A 19,534-nucleotide genomic window follows, 5' to 3' on the forward strand; every position below is an offset into this window, starting at 1 on the left:
GCCTCGATGCTTCGAGGCTATTTTTTTAATTAAACATTATGCTTTAAGCGATATTGCACCAGTTCATCAATACTAATCACGGTTAAGTCATGTGTTTGTGCATACGCTAAAACTTGAATACCGGAAGCCATCGAACCATCAGGATTGGTTAATTCACACAAGACACCTGAAGGCTTTAAGCCAGCTAAACGGGCTAGATCAATCGTTCCTTCGGTATGCCCACGTCGTGTCAAAACACCACCATCACGTGCACGTAAAGGAAAAACATGGCCGGGACGACTGAGATCACTGGCAACAGCATCATCTTTAGTCGCTGCTAAAACTGTGGTAACACGGTCTTTCGCAGAAACACCTGTGGTCACACCTTGTGCCGCTTCTATCGTCACGGTAAAGGCTGTTTTGAACTGACTTGAATTGTCCACAACCATCGGTGGAAGTTGCAAATGATCGGCTAATTGTTCGGTTAAGCAAAGACAAACAATCCCTGAACCATCATGAATCATTTGCGCCATCGTTTCGATAGTCAATGTTTCGGCTGCAACAATCAGATCTGCTTCATTTTCACGGTCAAAATCATCCATCACCAACACAGGTTTGCCTTGGCGGATATCATCTAAAGCTTGTTGAATACGTTGTTCAGCAGGGGAAAGGGCTGAAAAGAAAAGTTCGGGTTGGATTAAACTCGACATAATGAAACGCTCTCGTAAATAGGTTACGGTTGAACATTTCAGGACTGATGCAAAAATAAGCGCGCACTAAAACAAACCAAAGTTGTTTTGGTGGTTTCGTCTTCTTTCATCCGGTCTATACCGTCGGCTTTGGCATTTCACCAAATCTGCGAGTACATAAGGGGCAATATGTCACTGACCCTCACGATACCAGCTCGTGGGCTGATTAGGTCATTGATGATCAAAGCCTAACTTACCACCGGTGGGGAATTTAACCCCGCCCTGAAGCGATGTGCTTTGATTATAGTCATATTTTACGTGAAAAATATAACTTTTATAGAATGAATCGTTCTATAACAATCAAGAATAATGCTGAGACGTGCTTCAAGATTTTCCATTAATCAGTGAAATTGGTAATGGAACTTAATTGAGCATAAACTCAAATGATAGAACAACAAGAAAGTGAGGCGATCGCCAATGGAAAAGGCAGTTCAAACAGATCTCGAGCAACTTGCGCAGCAAATACATCGACCCGTGATTAATCTAAAAGAGTTTTCCCATTTATCCACACAAGAGTTAGCTTGGTTAAATCAGCAATTGCAGCACACTGTTTTAGAAGAAAATCGAAAAATTAATCAGCGTTTATTTCAAGTCCCTTTTTTTCTACGCTTCCTGCTCAAAAGTAAAATAGAGAGGTAAGTGTAATGACGCGATTAGCTGTACATGCTGAGATTATAAAACTTGCACGAATCCTAAAGGTTTCGGAACAACAATTGCTTTTCTTGCAAAAAATATCACCAGAAAGTCTCAGACAGTTTCGCTTTGCAATCATTGAATTATTACAAGATCAGCAAAAAGCACGGTTTCGGCACTTGGCAACTTGGGTCAATTGGTTGCCAAATGGGTTAAATGTTTTCATGGTTAAACGATTTTTAGATCCGTTGATTGTGGCACAAATTGCCGTGCATCTATCCACTGAAAACTTATATCGGATTGCTAAAAAATTATCTGCCGAAACGCTTGCTGAAATCTCAGTTCATCTTGACCCACGATTGGCACGAGAGCTGTTGGTTTACTTAACCACCCATCAAATTATCGAGATTGCTCAAGTGCTTTTGCAAAAGCGTGATTTTGTGACCATGGGGCGCTTCGTGAGTATGTTGTCGGATGAGGTGGTGCAAGATGTGGCTCAAATGGTTGAGCAAGAAAGCGACCTTTTAGAAATCGCTTTTTATATTGAATCTAGAGAGCGTATTGATCATTTGGTTCATGTATTACCGAAAGCACGTATAGAAAAGGCATTATTGATTATTTGTGATCCAGCGCAACGTTTGGTCTGGCCCAAACTTTTGGCATTAATGAGTCATATTGGTTATGAATTAAAACAAGAGCTTGGGGATTTAGCCGTACAGCAAGGTGAAACGGTCATTAATGCGATTATTCAGGCGGCTCAAGAAGATCAACTTTGGGAGGATATGTTGCCCGTTGTCGCAGGCCTATCTGCTCAGGCGCAGCATTATGTTGCAAATTTACCTGAATTACGCCAAGTCGACATTATTCAAAGCATCGTGGCTGCCGCAGATCATTGTCATTTATGGACTGACATGTTGGTGGTCGTGAACTATATGCAAGATCAAGCAAGAGAAGTGGTTGCAACAGCAATTGCACAAATTGATGAACAGGTTTTACATCACATCGCCTACGCCTCTTTGTTACGTTCACAATGGGAAGTGACTTTCGATATCGTTGGGCGTATGCCGATAGAAAAGCAGCGACAATGTCGAAAAATTCTCAATGTTTATATGCAGCAATTGGATGCTGAAACTTATCAATATTTAGACGCTTTATTAGATCATTATCAGATTGATGTGCCTGCAATACATTGAGTATGAAGTATTAGGATTATGGCAACGTATCTCGAATAGGCAGTAATGTTGCCAAAGCATGTTCATAACCGCGTTCTACTAACTCATCTAGCTTATGCCAATCAAACATGCCGATGCCCTCAATTGGCATACGGATATGTAAATTTGCTCGTTCAATCGCAGCCGCTTGAATCATGGTATCACTGGCAAGTGTCGCAGTACGCATTAAAATTTCAGCCAGTCGTGGCGCAGGTAAGAGCTTATCTTTAATCAATTTGTTCCAGTTGAGCAGGGCACTTTGATCGGGTTCATTTAAACCGATACCGGGGATGCGGATATCATCGTTTAAGCTGACATTACTGGCAATAATTGCACCTCTTTCCAAATTTTGCATTACGTCTGTCGGGAGGTTATTAATAATCCCGCCATCGCACAATAAATTCTCATGCCATGCTACAGGCGGTGCTACACCGGGCACACTCATGCTAGTACCGACCCACGTTGCCAGTTCGCCTTGATCGTGAATCACCGCTTGACCTGTCGACAGATTGGTTGAAATGCAGTAATAGGTTCGTTTCAACTCCTCTATTCGCCGATGCCCAAAAATTGCTTGAAGCCGACTATGGAATCGTTGTCCACGGATCAAAGATACTCGAGGCATGGTGTAGTCATTTAGATAATTTCGAGCAACGAAAGTTTCATAAGCAATATGAGTCATTTCAACACTATCAAAACCACATGCAACCAAAGCAGCAACGAATGCACCCATACTGGTTCCACCGACAATATCAATGGGGATATGTAGTTGTTCCAATGCGCGAATTAAACCAATGTGTGCAAATCCACGCGCACCGCCACCACCCAGCACCAAGCCTAGACCTCGACTCGAGATTTGCCGAGCGACAGCACTGATATCCGCTTGTGCCCAAGGATGAATAAAATAATGAGCACGGGCGCGATAGAGTTGTTTCCAACCTAATGTATGGGGGGAGGGATCAGCCTCTGAGCGCAATAACACTAATTCAATCGGGCTTTGCCAATCATATTGATTTAATACATCAACAAGTTGGGTTTCAACAGGTGACTGATTGGCTTCGGCTAAAATTAAGATGCGATCTGCCTGATGTAGACAGCGTTTTGCCCACTCATCGTCATGGGTATGTGCAGCATAAAGGACGTAACAATGCTTTTCTTCTAAGCTTGCTAACCATTGACGTAATCTTAAGTCATCTGCACCGTAGTCAAGAGGTGTTTGACTAAACCCAATGCCAAATAGTGCATCCACATGTGCGGCTGTGACTAAGCGAACTTGTGGCCAGCGTTGTAAATGCTCAGTCAATTGTTCTGCGAGATGAATAGCTGGAATTTGTGATGTGACAGGAACAATAGACAACGTGCGGTTATGACTCATGGCATGGGTATGCTGTAGTTCGGGTTGCGAGCGTGCGATGATCAGCCGAGACAAGGCCAGTAAAACGTTTGGATATTGGTGAATGAAGTCTAAAAATGGCTGCTGCGGAATTGCGAATAGGGTGGTGTCTCGGATGGCATGAACTGTGCCGTGATGAGGCTGTTTGGAAATGGTACCCATTTCTCCCACGATGTCATGACGGCCCAAATAGGTTGATAAACCTGAAGCGGTAGTGAGTTTAACGCGACCATAGGCAATAATATAAACATGATCGGCACTGTCATTGAGCTGATAAAGCATTTGTCCTGTTTGTAAATGCAGAATATGAGCATAGCTGGCGATGGTGTTTAGTTGGTCAGCATCCAACTCTGCAAAGACTGTGACTTTACTCAGCGTTTTTATAATATCCATATTTTTCAAATTATCTTTATTATCTACTCATTTAATAAAGCATTGAGCTGTTTTACAAGTGCGGTTGAGTAAAAGAGGGCTTCTGTTTGGGCTTTTTTTGTATTTATGTTTTTGGGAAAATACTGCTATTTCGATAGAAAAAGCTGAGGCATAAAAAAGCCAGTTCATTTTTGACTGGCTCTTTTGGAATCTTTAACGCTTATGCGATTTGTACAGGAATACAGTTTGCAGTGTGGCTGACCGTATTGTTTGGGTTAGCATAGACTAAACGCGGCTTGTGCAGATCTGCTTCTACTTCAGTGAAATCGCCAAAGGTTGCAATAATCACTAAATCGCCTACATCAGCTTGGTGTGCTGCGCCACCATTGACTGAAATAATGCCTGAATCATCTTCACCACGAATTGCATAGGTTGTGAAACGTTTGCCGTTAGTGACGTTCCATACGTGGATTTCTTCGTATTCACGAATCCCTGCTAAGTCCATTAATACACCATCAATTGCGCAAGAACCTTCATAATGAAGTTCAGCATGTGTCACAACTGCACGGTGAATTTTACATTTTAATAAACGAGATAGCATGGCTAGCGTCTCCTGAGTAAGACCTAAGATGAATATCTTATGGTTGACTTGTCACGTTTTCCGCGGGCTATTTGGCGGTTCGATGCGCATTTTGCGCTTAAAAATGCAATATGGCAAGTATGATTGTTCAACAATACAGTCGTAAGTTTAAGTGGGTTTGTAAGCATTGATTTGATTCATCGCCAGTGCAACTTGTCCATCAACAAGTATTTTCACTTTAGATAAGGCATGATCAAGTGCTGCATCCATTAAATCTTGTTCACTGCTTGGGGCTTTGTTTAGTACATGACCTGCGACACGCTCTTTAGAGCCAGGATGTCCAATTCCAATCCGTAAGCGGTGGAAATTAGCACCAAGATGAGGAACTATATCACGTAGACCATTGTGTCCGCCGTGTCCACCACCTGTTTTCAAACGAATAACGCCAGGATCCATATCTAGTTCATCATGAGCGATTAAAATCGATTCAGGAGAAATATGATAAAACTTAGCGAAAGGGGCAACACTTTGACCAGAACGGTTCATAAAGGTTGTGGGGAGTAATAGACGTACGTCATGACCTTCAATTTGACCACGACCACTGAATCCATGAAATTTCGGATCAGCTTTTAACTGAATACCATAACGATCTGCAAGCTGTTCTACAAACCAAAAACCTGCATTATGGCGAGTTTGGGCATATTCCTTTCCAGGATTGCCCAAACCAACAATTAGCGAAATATTTGACACTAATTAAGCCTTTAACACTTATGCGCGGATGAAGTCAGCGTGCATAGGTGTATTTTTTGCTGGGTGGCGTTGTAACGCTTTGATTTTAACGTTTTCAACTTGATCACCGATTTGGATTTCAATCACTTCTTCAAAGAAAGCATTGTTTTCTAAAGCTTTAACGATTTGACGAAGCTCTAAAGTGATTGTTACAGGCTCAGCGCTACCGCCATAGACGATTGCTGGAATTTTTCCTGCGTGACGAAGGCGGCGGCTCGAACCTTTCCCTTGTAGTGCAGCTTCACGTGCTTGAGCATTTAATACGAAGTTTGCCATGGGCATATCCTCATTGAGTTTTAAGAGACTAAACTTGCGACCAGTTTAGTGATAGAAAACCCTAGCTAAGCTAGGGTTTAAGAAAAAAGCTGGGCTATTATAGATAACTATCAAACATCGCGCTAATAGATTCTTCGTTATTGATACGACGAATTGTTTCAGCAACCATGCTAGCAACAGATACTTGGCGAACTTTGCCAATGTTTGCTGCCTCATCTGAAAGAGGAATCGTGTCGGTTACAACAAGTTCATCAATAACAGAGTTTTGAAGGTTTTCAATGGCTTTGCCAGATAAAACAGGGTGAGTTGCATAAGCAATAACTCGACGTGCACCAAATTGTTTTAGTGCATCAGCCGCTTTGCAAAGCGTACCTGCTGTATCAACCATATCATCTACGATGACACAGTCACGATCTTTGACGTCACCAATCAAATGCATCACTTGAGATTCATTTGCTTTTTGACGACGCTTATCAATGATCGCTAAATCAATATCACCCAGTTGTTTTGCAACAGCACGAGCACGCACTACACCGCCAACGTCAGGTGAAACCACCATTAAGTTGTGATGTTGTTGCTGATGTAAATCAGCTAACAAGGCAGGCGTACCGTAGATGTTATCAACAGGAATATCGAAGAAACCTTGAATTTGGTCTGCGTGCAGATCGATCATCACAACACGGTCAATACCTACAGTTGTTAGCATATCTGCAACAACTTTAGCAGTAATCGGTACACGGGCAGAACGCGGACGTCGATCTTGACGTGCGTAACCAAAGTACGGAATGACTGCTGTGATACGACCTGCACTTGCGCGACGCAAAGCATCTGCCATAACCAAGATTTCCATAAGGTTATCATTGGTTGGCGCACAAGTAGATTGGACGATAAAAACGTCTTTGCCACGTACATTTTCAGTAATTTCAACTGAAATCTCACCATCAGAGAACTTGCTAACTGAAGCAGCTCCTAATGGAATATGTAAATGACTTACGACTTTTTGGGCGAACTGTGGATGAGCACTTCCACTAAAAACGACAAGATTGGGCATGAAGCACCTGAGCGAGGATTAAGTGAAGCAACGCTTCACCCGAGCGCAAGGGAAAAGTTTTAAATTTTTCCAACGGGTAGTTTAGAAACAATCTATTATATGGCAGGGGCGGCTGGATTCGAACCAACGGATGCCGAGATCAAAACCCGGTGCCTTACCACTTGGCGACGCCCCTAATGCGGCAGAACTTTAATGGTTTTATGCGGTATTGTCAATATGTTTGATCAATATCAATATAAAACAAGCCTGTCTAAAGAAATGGCAGGGGCGGCTGGATTCGAACCAACGGATGCCGAGATCAAAACCCGGTGCCTTACCACTTGGCGACGCCCCTAAATTTGATAATGTAATGGCAGGGGCGGCTGGATTCGAACCAACGGATGCCGAGATCAAAACCCGGTGCCTTACCACTTGGCGACGCCCCTAATGTATTACATATATCTACAGATGAAAATTGGCAGGGGCGGCTGGATTCGAACCAACGGATGCCGAGATCAAAACCCGGTGCCTTACCACTTGGCGACGCCCCTAACGCATAACTTCGAAATTTCGTAAAGGTGATTCTGCTAAACTATTGACCACGTAAGCTTTACATGGTGCGTTTTGCAAGATCAACGCGATGTCCATCTCTTTGGTTACTTCAGTAAAAACACAAGCACCTGTACCTGTAAGCTTTGCTAGACCAAACTGATCTAAATATTGCATTGCTTCTTCAACTTCAGGATATAACTGTCGAGCCAAAGGTTCAAAGTTATTTCTAAAAAGAGAAGGTTGTAACTGATAGGCGCAAAATGTAGTGATCTTAGAATCTCTTGTCAATGATTTTTGTGAAAATAGTTGTTGAGTGCTGATAAAACAGTCAGGTTTTAAAATTATGAACTTTTTTTGCGCTAAGTCTATGAATGATAAATGTTCACCGATCCCTTCTGCCCATGCATTTCGTCCATAAACGAAGATGGGAACATCAGCACCAAGTTGTACGCCATACTCAGCGATTTGTTGATCATTTAAACCGCATTGCCAAAGTTGATTGAGTACAATCAGGGTGGTCGCTGCATTGGAAGAACCGCCACCTAGCCCCGCACCCATTGGAATATTTTTTTCAATTTGGATCTTGAGACCACAGGGTTTTTTGGCATGGGGGCGGAGTAACTGGGCTGCTCGATAGATTAAATTCTGTTCGAGTTGTACTTCTGCTAAGCCTTGAATTTGAATGACTTCTTCATTAGTTTCTTCAAAAGTCATCCAGTCATACAAGTCAATCAGTTGAAAAATCGTTTGTAATTCATGATAACCATTTTCTCGACGACCTGTGATATGAAGAAATAAATTCAATTTAGCAGGGGAAGGGACTCTAATCATAATAGAATAATCTAAGCTATCGGTTTTGAATAACCATTGTAATACGGTTTTCTTGATCTTCGGCAAGCGCTTGTTTCAATAACAACTTATTGGGTAGCGTTTGGGCATCGTTATAACTAAAGTCGACGGTCCAGCCATCTTCAATCAGTTGCTTTAAACGTTGGTTTTCATCTTTCGTAACTTGCGCATGTAAGGTCGCGGGTTTGGCCTGTACCCAATGTGTTAAATGCATAATAGGCGCTTGCCAACCTGTGGCTTTTTCTAATAATTCCTCAGGTGATGTTGCCGTAATTAAACCAGTTTTAGCGCTATTGAGCGTGACCTCACCCGATCTACCCTGAATCTGTGTTTTTCCGACGCCAAGGATGCCTGTCAGTTCAATATCAAATTGTTCTTGCTGTTGTATCCATGTGAAGAATGCACTACCAGACTGTTGTGGTGTGCGTACGCCAATTTTTCCTTGCAAACTGAAGTTGTTTTCATCCTGTACTTGGGGAGATGTAATAACTTTTTTGGGTTGGCTTAAATGTTGGCAGCCAGTTAAAAACAGCGCGCTACTGCTACATATTGCGACGCATAGTTTTGGAAAAAAACGCATGGATTTAACTCTTTTTTACAGTGACAGGTAAGATTAAGCTATCAAGTTGTTGTAATTGTGGGGCATTCGCATGTTTTTGTTTCAATTGCTGTAACACATCGCTAAATTGCGTGAGTGAACCTTGCATATACAGCGCTTTGGCATAGCGAACCCCGATATTGATGTTCTGACTCAGACCATACGCTTGTTCAAGAACCGCAACAGCAGTATCAAAATCATTTTGCAAAAAAGCAATATAACCGAGTGTATCTAAAATAGATGCTTGTTCAGGCGCGTATTCAAGCGCTAGTTCTGCATATTTTCGTGCTTCTTTCAAACGGCGATTTTGTAAGGCGAGTGTATAGGCATAAGCATTTAGATAGGTTGGGCTATTCGGCTCAATCAATAACAATTGTTTTAAGGTTTTATCGAGCTTATCTCGGTCGGTAAATGGATCGAGTAATAAAACTTCGGCATAAATCAATTCAGGATCATCTGGAATATTCTTGATGGCTTCATCAAGCAACGCTAAAGCAGCTTTTTTATTGTCCATTTTCTTTAAAATATCAGCTTGGGCTTGATATAAGAAACTGGCGTGTTGCGGATAATTCACTCGCTCTTGTGTTAAAAAACGCAGCGCATCATTGAGTTGTTGTTGCTGTTCAAAAATAGAAATCATGTTGCGTCGAGAAACAATATATAGACTGCCATCGACCAGACGGTAATAGGCTTTTGCCGTTTCAAAATGTTGCTTACGTTGCGCATTAATTGCGAGGTAATAATAGGCCTCATTTTGGTATTTTTCAGAATGACGCAACTCAACCAGATATTGCTCGGCATGTTCGTATTGTTTGAGATCAATACTGGTCAAACCAGCAATAAATAAGGCATCTTCGGCTTGGGGATGATCTTTAATAATCGCTTTCAGTTTATCAAAAGCTTGTTGCTGTTGATTGAGCTGAATGTAGTAGCGCGCTTCTGCTAAACGGATATCAATATTATTCTTGTTTTTGCGACTGGCTTGAGCCAGCCATTTTTGAGTTGCGGTTTCATCACCTAAAGCCATAAGTAAATTGGCTTTCATTAAAACGAAACTCGTGGATTTTGAGCGTTTACGCAGTGCACGATTAATATTTGTGAGTGCTTGTTCATATAAGCCATCTTGTGCTTCTAATCCTGCGATGAGTGCCAAAATGGATGGGTTGTTTTTTTCTTTACTTGCACTGAGTGCATTTAATAAGATCTTGCGATCTTGCGCTTGTTCAGGTGCGATCCCAGCTAAAATTTGCTCTAGATCAGCAGTTGGATCAATATTTAAAATCTTATCCAGTGTTTTTGCGGCAAGGTCATATTCATGGGTTTTGAGCGAAATATGTGACAAGTAGAATAATGCAGGAACATCTTCTGGCTCTTGTTCAACCCAATGGGTGGCAATATCTAAAGCGGCTTGCAAATCGTCATATTCAAGTGCAATGTCAAGCGCGCGCTGTTTGATGGTGGTTGAATTGCTACGAATCGCAAGCACAGTATAATTGTGCAATGCTGTTGGAATATCATCGTAGGCGAGAGAAAATTCAGCAACCATGCTTTGTTTCAGTGCGTACTCAAAGCTCTGATCTGCATACATGTCGTGTATTGCTTGTGCGGAGGCGTAAGCGCTCATACTACCTAACAATAAGATTGTGGTAGAATACCGTCTAATCGTCTTGCCGTGAAAATGGATACGGCGATATAGTTGACGCAATTTTTATTGATCCAAAGTAATGCTTTTTATGACACCGATGTTGCACAATAGCATAAATTTAGCGGAATGATGATCTGATATGTCTTTCTTTGCACTGGGTGTCAACCATCAGACAGCTTCTGTCGAACTCCGTGAGCAAATTGCTTTCAATGCAGAGCGATTGACCACGCTATTGCTTGATCGACACCAACACCCAGCGCTTAAAGATATGGTGGTGGTTTCGACATGTAATCGGACGGAAGTGTATGCCATGACTGAGGATGCGGATAGCGTCCTGCATTGGCTCGCCCAAGTGAATAATATTGATGTTAAACAATTGATTCATCATGTTTATCGTTACGAAAATGCCCAAGCTGTTACACATTTGATGCGCGTGGCAAGTGGATTGGATTCACTCATGTTGGGTGAGCCACAAATCTTAGGGCAAGTGAAAAGCGCATTAGCCCTGTCTAAAGATGCCGAAACCATTTCTCCAGAGTTAAATGGCATTTTTGAATATGCTTTTTATGCGGCGAAACGCGTTCGCTCAGAAACCTCTGTTGGCAGCCATGCCGTATCTATGGGATATGCTGTTGCCCAGCTCGCTTCTCAGGTCTTTAGTCATCCAGAAAAATTAACAGTGATGGTGGTTGCGGCAGGTGAGATGAATACGCTTGTTGCCAAACACTTGGCTGAAATGGGAGTGGCTAAAATCATTATTTGCAATCGTAGTCGTGAACGAGCTGATCAATTGGCACAAGAACTTGCACATCAAGCTGATGTTGAAATTATTTCTTTCTCAGAGTTAGCACAAAATTTGCATAGAGCTGATGTGATTTCAAGCTGTACAGGTAGTTTGCATCAAGTGATTGAATATAATGACGTTAAAGTCGCATTAAAAAGACGCCGTTATCAACAAATGCTGATGGTTGATTTGGCTGTTCCACGCGATATAAATCCGAAAGTAGAATCATTGGATAACGTTTATTTATATGGTGTGGATGATTTACAAAGCGTCATTGAAGAGAATTTAGCGCAACGACGTCAGGCTGCTGTTGAAGCTGAGATCATGGTCAATCAATTGGCGACTCAATTGATGACCCAACAAAAAGTCAAAGAAGCAAGCGGCACGATTCAAGCCTATCGCCAACATAGCGAAGAAATGAGTCAGCATGAGTTGGCGCATGCTTTAGAGTCATTACAACATGGCCACGCACCTGAACAGGTCTTACAAGAATTTGCACATCGTTTAAGCCAAAAACTGATGCATCCAACGTCAATTTTATTAAGAGAAGCCGCAAAAGCTGAAAATCCAGACTATTTTGAATGGTTGCAACAACATCTGCATGATGTCTTTGAGCATGAACGTAAGCCGAAATAGTAAAGCTTGTGACTAAGACAGCAACCGCAAACTAATTTGCTTGGTCAATTCATTTAACTGTTGACGTAAATTACGTGATTCAATTAAAGAAATTGGTGATTTAAGTTTTAATCTTAAATATTTTTCTTGTAGGCCCAAAGCATATTCTTTTGCCAGTTTATCAGCAATTTCAGGTGCTTCAGTGAGTGACTGAATATTGGTACGCTGCATAATATCGGCAAGCTCATGAGCATAGCTGCTACATGCACCAAGTACATAATAGGTTGCTAACTCTTGATCATCAGGTAAATCATCAAACACAGTATTCAGTACTGCCAATATTTTGGCTAAGAGTTCAGTTGGATCAATGACCGCACGAAGTTCTTCAAAGTGAATATACAGATAAGGGTGATGCATCAATATGGCAATCGCAAAGTCTTCATCTTTGGTGTGAATGTTGAAAGATAAAGATGCATCATGGCTGACTTGAGGAGTAAAACGTTTGCCTAGACCTAATTTTTCACGGAAAGATTGTGTCAGCAAATAACGGAATGAACCATGCTTCGGCAATAATTCTGTCAATTCACGCAGTTCTCCCATTACGAGGCTTTTACCTTCTGGTGAGCTAATGTCATGCTGTCCAGTCAGATGGGCAAATACAAAGTCAGAGAGTAGTGGGGCTTGTTGTAATAATTTTTGGAAACTTTCTAAACCTTCACGACGAATTAAAGAGTCTGGGTCATGTTCATTTGGAAGTACGAAAAACTTTAACTCACGTCCATCGTTGAGTAAGGGCAGTGCAATTTCCAAAGTTCGACGTGCTGCTTTTTGTCCCGCAGCATCACCATCAAAGGCGATAGTGATTCGTGAGTTTTGTTTAAACAAAGTATTTAAATGATCTGCGTTACTTGCAGTTCCAAGCGTCGCAACGGCGCCATTGATGCCATACTGCTGTAGGGCAATCACATCCATATAACCTTCAACCATTAGCCAGTCATTGGCTTTTTGTTTACGTCCTTCGTATAGTCCATAAAGCAATTGATTTTTATGAAAGACTTCAGAATCGGGTGAGTTGATATATTTGGGTTTGATCTCATTGTTGAGCGCACGACCACCAAAACCGACCACACGTCCTTTATGGTCACGAATCGGAAAAATCACCCTTTCACGTAATAAGTCAAAATCTCGACCACTATCACTTGAGCGAATCAGCCCTAGTTGTTTCAAGCCTTCAATATCTTGAGGAAAGGCTTTTTCGAGATGTTGCCAATCTTCGGGTGCATACCCTAAACGCCAAAATTGAATGGTTTGAGCAGATAAACCGCGCTGTTTAAAATAATTTTGTGCCTTTTGACTATTGGGTAATTGGCGTTCATAAAATTGCGCTACATTTTCCAAAAGATCATATAAATTTCCTTCCTGCACATATTCATCCATGTTAAATGATGGATCAAATTGGGCAAAAGGATCATCCATGTAGCGATCCATATCAACAAAATGACCATCAATTGGTTCATCAATGACAGCTGGATTTGGCGTTGGACTATGAGTTTTTTGTGTTGGTGGATTCACCGCTGCTTGGGTACTACGCTTATAAGAAAGTTTTTTATTGTCATGATTGTCTTTGGGTAGCTCGACGCCCGTTTTATTTGATAAGTCCTGCATCACATCGACGAAGTTCCGACTATCAATATCCATCAAGAATCGAATTGCATTGCCATTGGCCTGACAGCCGAAGCAATGGAAATACTGTTTGTCTCGATAAACATGAAAAGACGGTGTTTTTTCTTGATGGAATGGGCAACAGCCTGAATAGGTTCTTCCTGTTTTTTTTAACTTCACACGCTGACCGATCAAATCGACAATGTCGGTTCGATCTAAAATTTGATCAATCGTATGTTGTGGAATAGCCATAAGGTTTAACCATTTAAACTAGGGAGGAACATATTTTTAAAAACAATAGACTTCTTTTTTCATAAATCCCTTGCGGAACTTCAATCGTTCCTCATTCTCTCGATGAGAGAAAGACAAAGAAGCTCGATTATTTTGAAAGAGGTCTAATCAGGTTATGAATCATTGTTGCATAAAATGAAAAACAGGCAAGGGGTGACTTGCCTGTTTGCTGAATCAGATTGTGATCGCAGAATTAATTTGCGGCATCTTCTTCGCTGGTTTGTTCAGTTTCTGGTTTGTCGAATAAACCGAAACTTAAGCGATTGGCTAAACTGCGTTGTTGCTCAGTTTTAACATCATTTTCTTCAGTATCGACAGTTTGAGACTCACGACCCAATAAGCCTAATGTAGCGCGATTGACCCAACTGCCTTCTTTACGTGCTGCACGTAAATTCACGTCACCATTGGATTTGACCAAATTTGGATAGTTCAGTTTTAATATTTCAACGTATTGTTGTGACGTTGCTTTATCACCCAGTTTGTCATAGCTATAAGCAAGTGTTGCTAATGCTTCCGGCGTTTGAGGCGTTTGAGGATAATGCTCAATCACCCATTGTGCACGCTCAGCAGCAGCAAGCCATGCTTTACGCTTGATATTAAAACGTGCTGCATTCATTTCATTTTCAGCAAGTTCTTGACCAATAAATTTCATCCGTTGCGCAGCATCAACCGAATATTGGCTGCTAGGAAAACGACGGATTAAATCAACAAAGTTTTGATAAGCAACTTTGACATAGCTCACATCACGGTGTGATTGTTGTAATGATGTATAGCGAATCAAGCTATCGTAATTCATTTCCATATTCGCAACACCGCGAACATAGTAGGCATAATCAACATTTGGATGTTGAGGATTTAAACGAATGAAACGATCTGCAAGCGCGATTGTCCCTTCATAATCCTTCTGTTTAAATTTGGCGTAGAGAAGTTCGAGTTGCGCTTGCTGCGTGTATTGCCCAGTTGGATAGTAGGTATCCAAGGCTTCTAGTGACTTCACGGCATCAGTGTATTGATTGCGCTCTAGCGATTTTTGCGCTTTTTCAAAATAAATTTGTTCACTCGATTGTGGTCCTTTATCAACCACTTCTTTCTTGCTTGGATTGCTGCTACAGCCCACAAATGCAGATGCCACACCTAAAGATAGTGCAAGCATCGTAATTTTATAACGTGGTAGCGACATAAAAACTCCTCTGTTATTCTGGGCAATGAGCTACAATGGTTGTATTAAACCATTTTTGTACCGATCATCAAATGACTTCAGCACAATCTTCCAATTCAAACGTATCTGAAACAGATTTCTTACTCGAAGAATCTGTCGATGCAGATAATCATACTTCTGACTCAACTGCAACACGTTTATCGTTGCAAATTCAACTCGATGAAGACTATTTGGGTCAACGTATTGATCAAGTAGCGGCATTGGTTTGGAGTGAGTTTTCTCGTGAAAAACTTAAACAGTGGATGAAAGACGGCCATCTGTTGGTAAATGGTAACATTGTTAAGCCCAAGTACCGCTGTGAAGGCAATGAGTTACTCACACTCGACGTTGAGCTTGAAGTGCAAACCTCGAGCCAACCTGAAAATATTCCACTCAATATTGTCTATGAAGATGACGATATTATTGTGATTAATAAAGAGATTGGCATGGTGGTCCATCCGGGTGCGGGTAATCCATCAGGAACACTGGTCAATGCTTTACTTTATCACTGTCCTAAACTTGCGGAACTTTCTCGTGCAGGTTTAGTGCATCGTATCGATAAAGATACCAGTGGCTTGTTGGTGGTTGCGAAAACATTAGAAGCACAATTTTCACTCAGTAAACAACTGGCAAAGAAAACGGTTTATCGTGTTTATGATCTTGTTACATACGGCAATATCATTGCGGGTGGAACGATTGATGAACCGATCAAACGCCATCCTGTTGATCGTGTCAAAATGGCGATCCTGCCAGGCGGGCGCGATGCTGTGACTCACTATAATGTAAAAGAGCGGTTCCGAGATTTTACTCGTGTACAAGCGCAATTAGAGACAGGGCGTACGCATCAAATTCGTGTGCATTTTAGCTATCTTGGGCACGGACTCGTTGGAGATCCCGTGTACGTCAACCGTGTGCGCTTTCCAGCTGGGGCTTCAGCAACCTTAACTGATATGTTGCGTAATTTTAAGCGTCAAGCCTTACATGCCGCGAAACTTGGACTCGTTCACCCACGCACAGGTGAAGAAATGATGTTTGAAGCGCCGTGGCCTGAGGACTTTATTAAATTACTTGAAGTGCTTCGTAGTGAAAATGAGGCTTATTAAGCAACGATGTTAAGGAATTAAGGCATGGAATTTGTACAAGGTTTGCCTAAAGGTGTATACGTTGGGCAAACACGAATTGAACATCCTCAAATGATTGCAACGGACAATAAAAATCTTTATGGATTTAATTTGGCATTGCATGTCAATGATGATGTGCAACGTGTTCAACAGCATCGTATGGTGTTGTTGCGTGAGTTGTCTCAGTTCGGAGTGGATAAACTGACATGGATGACTCAAACGCATAGCATCATTTGTCATACGATCAATGAACAAATTCCATTTACCGCGCTTGAAGGTGATGGCTTAGTCACGCAGCGTACTGGTCATGCCTTAATGATGATGACAGCTGATTGTTTGGCTGTGGTATTGGGTAATGCTGAAGGAAATGAAGTTGCCAACCTACATGCAGGTTGGCGTGGCTTGGCCAGTGGTATTGTTGAAAATACAGTCAATGAAATGCGATCACAGCCGACTTGGGCATGGTTAGGTGCGGCGATTAGCCAGCCTTGTTTTGAAGTCGGAGCAGAAGTAAAAGCGGCTTTTTGTGAGAAATATCCTGAACTAGAAAGTGCTTTTATTGCTGGTCAGATTGAAGGGAAATACCAAGCTGACTTATATGTGATTGCTCGATTTATCCTCAATCGTTTAGGGGTTGAGACGATTCTAGGAGGAGATCAATGCTCTTATCAACAGGCGCAAGACTACTTTTCTCATCGCCGTGATGCGAAAACAGGCCGCATGGCGACCTTTGTTTTTATGCAATAAATTGCATTCTTTATGCGCTTGATTCGCCTTGTATCTGAGAAAAATGTTAAACTTGATTCAATTCATTGGTTTTTAAATTTTCCATGTTCGTTATTGATCAAGACACTCCCAAAGTTAAAGTTTGTGTGATTTATCATAGTCCTTATGGTCATACAGCTAAAGTCGCGCAACATATAGCGCAAGGTGCAGAGCAAGCTGGTGCAGAAGTTCACCTGATTTCTGTTGCAGCACCGCTATGGGAATTGCTTGATCAAGCGGATGTTTTAGTCATGGGCTGCCCAACGTATATGGGGAGTCTGACCTCTGCATTAAAACAGTTTATGGAAGATTCTTCTAAGCGTTGGTTAGCACGGTCATGGCAAGGGAAACTGGCTGCTGGTTTTACCAATGGCGGTGGGCTGAGTGGTGATAAGCTCGCGGTATTGCAGCAAATTAATTTATTTGCGATGCAACATGGCATGTTATGGGCAGGATTGCCATTTATGCCGACAGGGCGCAGTCCACAGGATATTAACCGTATGTCGAGCTTTTTAGGTTTGATGACACAGTCTGATAATGCCAGCGTAGAAATCACGCCACCTGAAGGCGATCTGGAAACGGCACGAAAATTTGGGAAATATTTGGCTGAGCTAAAGTTAAAGCATTTATAAAATGAATTTTTCAGCCATAAAAAAACCTCCAATCATCATGATTTGGAGGTTTTTTTATTACTTATGCAACATTCTTGATTTGTCACGTTGCCAGTCACGGTCTTTTTCCGTGGCACGTTTGTCATGCAATTGCTTACCTTTTACCAGTGCAATTTCTAGCTTAACCAAATGACCTTTCCAATAACAGGCTAAAGGAACACAGGTATAACCTTTTTGGTTGACTGCACCCAATAGGTGTTCTAATTGACGACGAGAAAGGAGCAACTTACGCGTGCGGGTTGCTTCTGGAACGACGTGCGTTGAGGCAGACAACAAAGGCTGAATTTGTGCACCAAATAAAAATGCTTCATTATTTTTAAAAGTCACATAACTTTCAGTTAAGCTCATCCGACCAGCGCGTAGGGATTTAACTTCCCAGCCTTGCAACGACATGCCAGCTTCAAATTTTTCTTCAATAAAGTAATCGTGACGCGCTCTTTTGTTTTGAGCAATCGTGCCACCATTATGTTTTTTTACTACTGTTGCTTTCGCCATAATTCAAACTTCCACAATTGTGCTTATTGTGCCGTAAAACGTAATCTTTTTCCATCATTTAGGAATTTCGCGTTTATGCTTAACTTTTGTTAAAATACCCAACTTATCTCATTGACGCAGAGTACAACGCATGTCTAAAACACGTGTGATTTATCCAGGGACTTTTGATCCAATTACCAATGGACATGTCGACTTGGTTGCAAGAGCATCAAAAATGTTTGATGAAGTGGTTGTTGCGATTGCGATTGGTCACCATAAAAATCCAGTGTTTAGCTTAGAAGAGCGTGTAGCATTAGCCAAAACATCATTAAGCCACCTAAATAATGTAGAATTTGTGGGATTTGATGGTTTGTTAGTCAACTTCTTCCGTGAACAACGTGCGACAGCGGTACTGCGTGGTTTAAGAGCAATTTCAGATTTTGAATATGAGTTTCAGTTGGCAAATATGAATCGACAACTTGACCCACAATTTGAATCGGTATTTTTAACGCCTTCTGAGCAATATTCATTTATTTCATCGACTTTGGTCAGAGAGATTGCGCGTTTAAAAGGTGATGTAGCTAAATTTGTGCCTCCCGTTGTGGTTGAGGCTTTTGAACGTAAACATCAACAAGGCTGGTAACGTGTCCTTATATATTACAGATGAATGTATTAACTGTGACGTCTGTGAACCTGTGTGCCCCAATGAAGCGATTTATATGGGCGAGCTGATTTATGAGATTGATCCTGCACTTTGTACAGAGTGTATCGGGCACTTTGATCAGCCACAGTGTCAGTTGTTTTGTCCAGTGGATTGTATTCCACTGGATCCTCAGCATGCCGAATCACATGATGAACTCATGCAGAAATATAAAAAATTAACAGCGCAAAAAAAATCGAGCAATTAAGTTCGAACTTTGCTAATATGCGCGACGAAGTGGGCTGGACGGTCGCTGCTGTGGAGGTCTCCGTGACTGAAACAGGGGAGGAAAGTCCGGGCTTCATAGGGCAGGGTGCCAGGTAACGCCTGGGCGGTGTAAACCGACGGCAAGTGCAGCAGAGAGTAGACCGCCTCATTCGTGAGGTAAGGGTGAAAGGGTGCGGTAAGAGCGCACCGCGTGTCTGGTAACAGTTCACGGCAAGGTAAACCCCACCAGAAGCAAGACCAAATAGGAATCCTGAGGCACGGCCCGTGCTGGATTCGGGTAGGTCGCTTGAGCGTACGAGTGATTGTACGCCTAGAGGAATGATCGTCCTCGACAGAACCCGGCTTACAGGCCCACTTCCCAGATTTTTTAAA

At 41.9% G+C, this 19,534-nt stretch carries 20 protein-coding genes, 4 tRNA genes, 1 other RNA gene and 1 riboswitch; of the genes, 9 read left to right on the plus strand and 16 right to left on the minus strand.

The features are described 5' to 3' along the window. Positions 1 to 29: 29 nt before the first annotated feature. The gene (gene ribB, locus J2Y37_RS13130) at positions 30 to 689 is read right to left on the minus strand and encodes a 3,4-dihydroxy-2-butanone-4-phosphate synthase (RefSeq protein ID WP_349033102.1); all 660 of its coding nucleotides are present in this window, start codon (positions 687 to 689) and stop codon (positions 30 to 32) included. Between the two features lie 94 nt (positions 690 to 783). After that, positions 784 to 961, minus strand: a riboswitch (FMN riboswitch). Positions 962 to 1,145: 184 nt separating this feature from the next. On the opposite strand from ribB, the gene J2Y37_RS13135 reads away from it, so the two are divergent. Then, positions 1,146 to 1,367, plus strand: coding sequence for a hypothetical protein (locus J2Y37_RS13135; protein ID WP_241322853.1), 222 nt, complete (start codon positions 1,146 to 1,148; stop codon positions 1,365 to 1,367). Positions 1,368 to 1,372: 5 nt separating this feature from the next. Next, positions 1,373 to 2,554 (plus strand): hypothetical protein, encoded by a 1,182-nt coding sequence (locus J2Y37_RS13140; RefSeq protein ID WP_349033103.1) that lies wholly within the window; start codon positions 1,373 to 1,375, stop codon positions 2,552 to 2,554. A gap of 16 nt (positions 2,555 to 2,570) precedes the next feature. On the opposite strand, the gene J2Y37_RS13145 is transcribed toward J2Y37_RS13140, so the two are convergent. From J2Y37_RS13145 to J2Y37_RS13200, 12 genes are all read right to left on the minus strand, one after another. After that, the gene (locus tag J2Y37_RS13145) at positions 2,571 to 4,355 is read right to left on the minus strand and encodes a patatin-like phospholipase family protein (protein ID WP_349033104.1); all 1,785 of its coding nucleotides are present in this window, start codon (positions 4,353 to 4,355) and stop codon (positions 2,571 to 2,573) included. Positions 4,356 to 4,554: 199 nt separating this feature from the next. After that, positions 4,555 to 4,935 (minus strand): aspartate 1-decarboxylase, encoded by a 381-nt coding sequence (gene panD, locus J2Y37_RS13150; protein ID WP_004670039.1) that lies wholly within the window; start codon positions 4,933 to 4,935, stop codon positions 4,555 to 4,557. A gap of 147 nt (positions 4,936 to 5,082) precedes the next feature. Continuing rightward, complete coding sequence (gene pth, locus J2Y37_RS13155) at positions 5,083 to 5,664, minus strand: aminoacyl-tRNA hydrolase (protein WP_004670040.1); 582 nt, start codon at positions 5,662 to 5,664, stop codon at positions 5,083 to 5,085. A gap of 18 nt (positions 5,665 to 5,682) precedes the next feature. Then, positions 5,683 to 5,979 (minus strand): 50S ribosomal protein L25, encoded by a 297-nt coding sequence (gene rplY, locus J2Y37_RS13160; RefSeq protein ID WP_004670042.1) that lies wholly within the window; start codon positions 5,977 to 5,979, stop codon positions 5,683 to 5,685. A gap of 97 nt (positions 5,980 to 6,076) precedes the next feature. Continuing rightward, on the minus strand, positions 6,077 to 7,030 hold the full coding sequence (locus J2Y37_RS13165; RefSeq protein WP_004670043.1) for a ribose-phosphate pyrophosphokinase: 954 nt from the start codon (positions 7,028 to 7,030) through the stop codon (positions 6,077 to 6,079). A 100-nt stretch (positions 7,031 to 7,130) separates the two neighbouring features. Then, positions 7,131 to 7,205, minus strand: a tRNA-Gln gene (locus tag J2Y37_RS13170). An 84-nt stretch (positions 7,206 to 7,289) separates the two neighbouring features. Continuing rightward, positions 7,290 to 7,364, minus strand: a tRNA-Gln gene (locus tag J2Y37_RS13175). Between the two features lie 16 nt (positions 7,365 to 7,380). Then, a tRNA-Gln gene (locus J2Y37_RS13180) sits at positions 7,381 to 7,455 on the minus strand. Positions 7,456 to 7,485: 30 nt separating this feature from the next. Then, positions 7,486 to 7,560 (minus strand) — tRNA-Gln (locus J2Y37_RS13185). Further along, positions 7,559 to 8,392, minus strand: coding sequence for a 4-(cytidine 5'-diphospho)-2-C-methyl-D-erythritol kinase (gene ispE, locus J2Y37_RS13190; RefSeq protein WP_349033105.1), 834 nt, complete (start codon positions 8,390 to 8,392; stop codon positions 7,559 to 7,561). Before ispE ends, J2Y37_RS13185 begins: the two co-directional genes overlap by 2 nt. A gap of 16 nt (positions 8,393 to 8,408) precedes the next feature. Next, on the minus strand, positions 8,409 to 8,990 hold the full coding sequence (gene lolB / locus J2Y37_RS13195; protein WP_005198107.1) for a lipoprotein insertase outer membrane protein LolB: 582 nt from the start codon (positions 8,988 to 8,990) through the stop codon (positions 8,409 to 8,411). A gap of 4 nt (positions 8,991 to 8,994) precedes the next feature. After that, positions 8,995 to 10,632: a tetratricopeptide repeat protein gene (locus J2Y37_RS13200; protein ID WP_171063458.1), complete on the minus strand. Its 1,638-nt coding sequence runs from the start codon at positions 10,630 to 10,632 to the stop codon at positions 8,995 to 8,997. Between the two features lie 160 nt (positions 10,633 to 10,792). Between J2Y37_RS13200 and hemA the strand changes: the two genes are divergently transcribed. After that, entirely contained in the window at positions 10,793 to 12,073 is a 1,281-nt protein-coding gene (gene hemA / locus J2Y37_RS13205) for a glutamyl-tRNA reductase (protein WP_349033106.1), read from the plus strand. 12 nt (positions 12,074 to 12,085) lie between these two features. Here hemA and J2Y37_RS13210 read toward each other — a convergent pair whose 3' ends face one another. Then, positions 12,086 to 13,966 carry a CHC2 zinc finger domain-containing protein gene (locus J2Y37_RS13210; RefSeq protein ID WP_349033107.1) on the minus strand — a complete coding sequence of 627 codons (1,881 nt, stop codon included), beginning with the start codon at positions 13,964 to 13,966 and terminating at the stop codon, positions 12,086 to 12,088. A gap of 232 nt (positions 13,967 to 14,198) precedes the next feature. Beyond that, positions 14,199 to 15,185 (minus strand): outer membrane protein assembly factor BamD, encoded by a 987-nt coding sequence (locus J2Y37_RS13215; RefSeq protein ID WP_005198103.1) that lies wholly within the window; start codon positions 15,183 to 15,185, stop codon positions 14,199 to 14,201. A gap of 35 nt (positions 15,186 to 15,220) precedes the next feature. Between J2Y37_RS13215 and rluD the strand changes: the two genes are divergently transcribed. From rluD to J2Y37_RS13230, 3 genes are all read left to right on the plus strand, one after another. Continuing rightward, entirely contained in the window at positions 15,221 to 16,306 is a 1,086-nt protein-coding gene (gene rluD, locus J2Y37_RS13220) for a 23S rRNA pseudouridine(1911/1915/1917) synthase RluD (RefSeq protein ID WP_349033108.1), read from the plus strand. Between the two features lie 24 nt (positions 16,307 to 16,330). Continuing rightward, positions 16,331 to 17,071: a peptidoglycan editing factor PgeF gene (gene pgeF, locus J2Y37_RS13225; RefSeq protein WP_349033109.1), complete on the plus strand. Its 741-nt coding sequence runs from the start codon at positions 16,331 to 16,333 to the stop codon at positions 17,069 to 17,071. A gap of 83 nt (positions 17,072 to 17,154) precedes the next feature. Beyond that, entirely contained in the window at positions 17,155 to 17,721 is a 567-nt protein-coding gene (locus J2Y37_RS13230) for a flavodoxin family protein (RefSeq protein WP_004670061.1), read from the plus strand. A 57-nt stretch (positions 17,722 to 17,778) separates the two neighbouring features. On the opposite strand, the gene smpB is transcribed toward J2Y37_RS13230, so the two are convergent. Then, on the minus strand, positions 17,779 to 18,255 hold the full coding sequence (gene smpB / locus J2Y37_RS13235) for an SsrA-binding protein SmpB (protein WP_004670064.1): 477 nt from the start codon (positions 18,253 to 18,255) through the stop codon (positions 17,779 to 17,781). Positions 18,256 to 18,385: 130 nt separating this feature from the next. Here smpB and coaD point away from each other — a divergent pair, with 130 nt between their 5' ends. The 3 genes from coaD to rnpB all read left to right on the plus strand — a co-directional run bounded on the left by coaD (position 18,386) and on the right by rnpB (position 19,524). Continuing rightward, positions 18,386 to 18,877 carry a pantetheine-phosphate adenylyltransferase gene (coaD, locus tag J2Y37_RS13240; RefSeq protein ID WP_004670066.1) on the plus strand — a complete coding sequence of 164 codons (492 nt, stop codon included), beginning with the start codon at positions 18,386 to 18,388 and terminating at the stop codon, positions 18,875 to 18,877. 1 nt (position 18,878) lies between these two features. Continuing rightward, a complete protein-coding gene (locus tag J2Y37_RS13245) occupies positions 18,879 to 19,142 on the plus strand; it encodes a YfhL family 4Fe-4S dicluster ferredoxin (RefSeq protein WP_004670068.1) in 264 nt (87 codons plus the stop codon). A gap of 26 nt (positions 19,143 to 19,168) precedes the next feature. Next, an RNA gene (rnpB, locus tag J2Y37_RS13250) (RNase P RNA component class A) lies at positions 19,169 to 19,524 on the plus strand. Positions 19,525 to 19,534: the final 10 nt, after the last annotated feature.

The organism is Acinetobacter sp. 3657 (genome assembly GCF_031456775.1).
Taxonomy (GTDB): domain Bacteria; phylum Pseudomonadota; class Gammaproteobacteria; order Pseudomonadales; family Moraxellaceae; genus Acinetobacter.

Bases quoted from the DNA above. Each gene is read 5' to 3' on its own strand.
- hemA (WP_349033106.1), top strand. From the start codon at position 10,793: ATGTCTTTCTTTGCACTGGGTGTCAACCATCAGACAGCTTCTGTCGAA.
- J2Y37_RS13215 (WP_005198103.1), bottom strand. From the start codon at position 15,185: ATGTCGCTACCACGTTATAAAATTACGATGCTTGCACTATCTTTAGGT.
- J2Y37_RS13135 (WP_241322853.1), top strand. From the start codon at position 1,146: ATGGAAAAGGCAGTTCAAACAGATCTCGAGCAACTTGCGCAGCAAATA.
- pgeF (WP_349033109.1), top strand. From the start codon at position 16,331: ATGGAATTTGTACAAGGTTTGCCTAAAGGTGTATACGTTGGGCAAACA.
- J2Y37_RS13210 (WP_349033107.1), bottom strand. From the start codon at position 13,966: ATGGCTATTCCACAACATACGATTGATCAAATTTTAGATCGAACCGAC.
- J2Y37_RS13145 (WP_349033104.1), bottom strand. From the start codon at position 4,355: ATGGATATTATAAAAACGCTGAGTAAAGTCACAGTCTTTGCAGAGTTG.
- lolB (WP_005198107.1), bottom strand. From the start codon at position 8,990: ATGCGTTTTTTTCCAAAACTATGCGTCGCAATATGTAGCAGTAGCGCG.
- J2Y37_RS13200 (WP_171063458.1), bottom strand. From the start codon at position 10,632: ATGAGCGCTTACGCCTCCGCACAAGCAATACACGACATGTATGCAGAT.
- J2Y37_RS13140 (WP_349033103.1), top strand. From the start codon at position 1,373: ATGACGCGATTAGCTGTACATGCTGAGATTATAAAACTTGCACGAATC.
- panD (WP_004670039.1), bottom strand. From the start codon at position 4,935: ATGCTATCTCGTTTATTAAAATGTAAAATTCACCGTGCAGTTGTGACA.
- coaD (WP_004670066.1), top strand. From the start codon at position 18,386: ATGTCTAAAACACGTGTGATTTATCCAGGGACTTTTGATCCAATTACC.
- rplY (WP_004670042.1), bottom strand. From the start codon at position 5,979: ATGGCAAACTTCGTATTAAATGCTCAAGCACGTGAAGCTGCACTACAA.
- J2Y37_RS13230 (WP_004670061.1), top strand. From the start codon at position 17,155: ATGTTCGTTATTGATCAAGACACTCCCAAAGTTAAAGTTTGTGTGATT.
- J2Y37_RS13165 (WP_004670043.1), bottom strand. From the start codon at position 7,030: ATGCCCAATCTTGTCGTTTTTAGTGGAAGTGCTCATCCACAGTTCGCC.
- smpB (WP_004670064.1), bottom strand. From the start codon at position 18,255: ATGGCGAAAGCAACAGTAGTAAAAAAACATAATGGTGGCACGATTGCT.
- ispE (WP_349033105.1), bottom strand. From the start codon at position 8,392: ATGATTAGAGTCCCTTCCCCTGCTAAATTGAATTTATTTCTTCATATC.
- ribB (WP_349033102.1), bottom strand. From the start codon at position 689: ATGTCGAGTTTAATCCAACCCGAACTTTTCTTTTCAGCCCTTTCCCCT.
- rluD (WP_349033108.1), top strand. From the start codon at position 15,221: ATGGTTGTATTAAACCATTTTTGTACCGATCATCAAATGACTTCAGCA.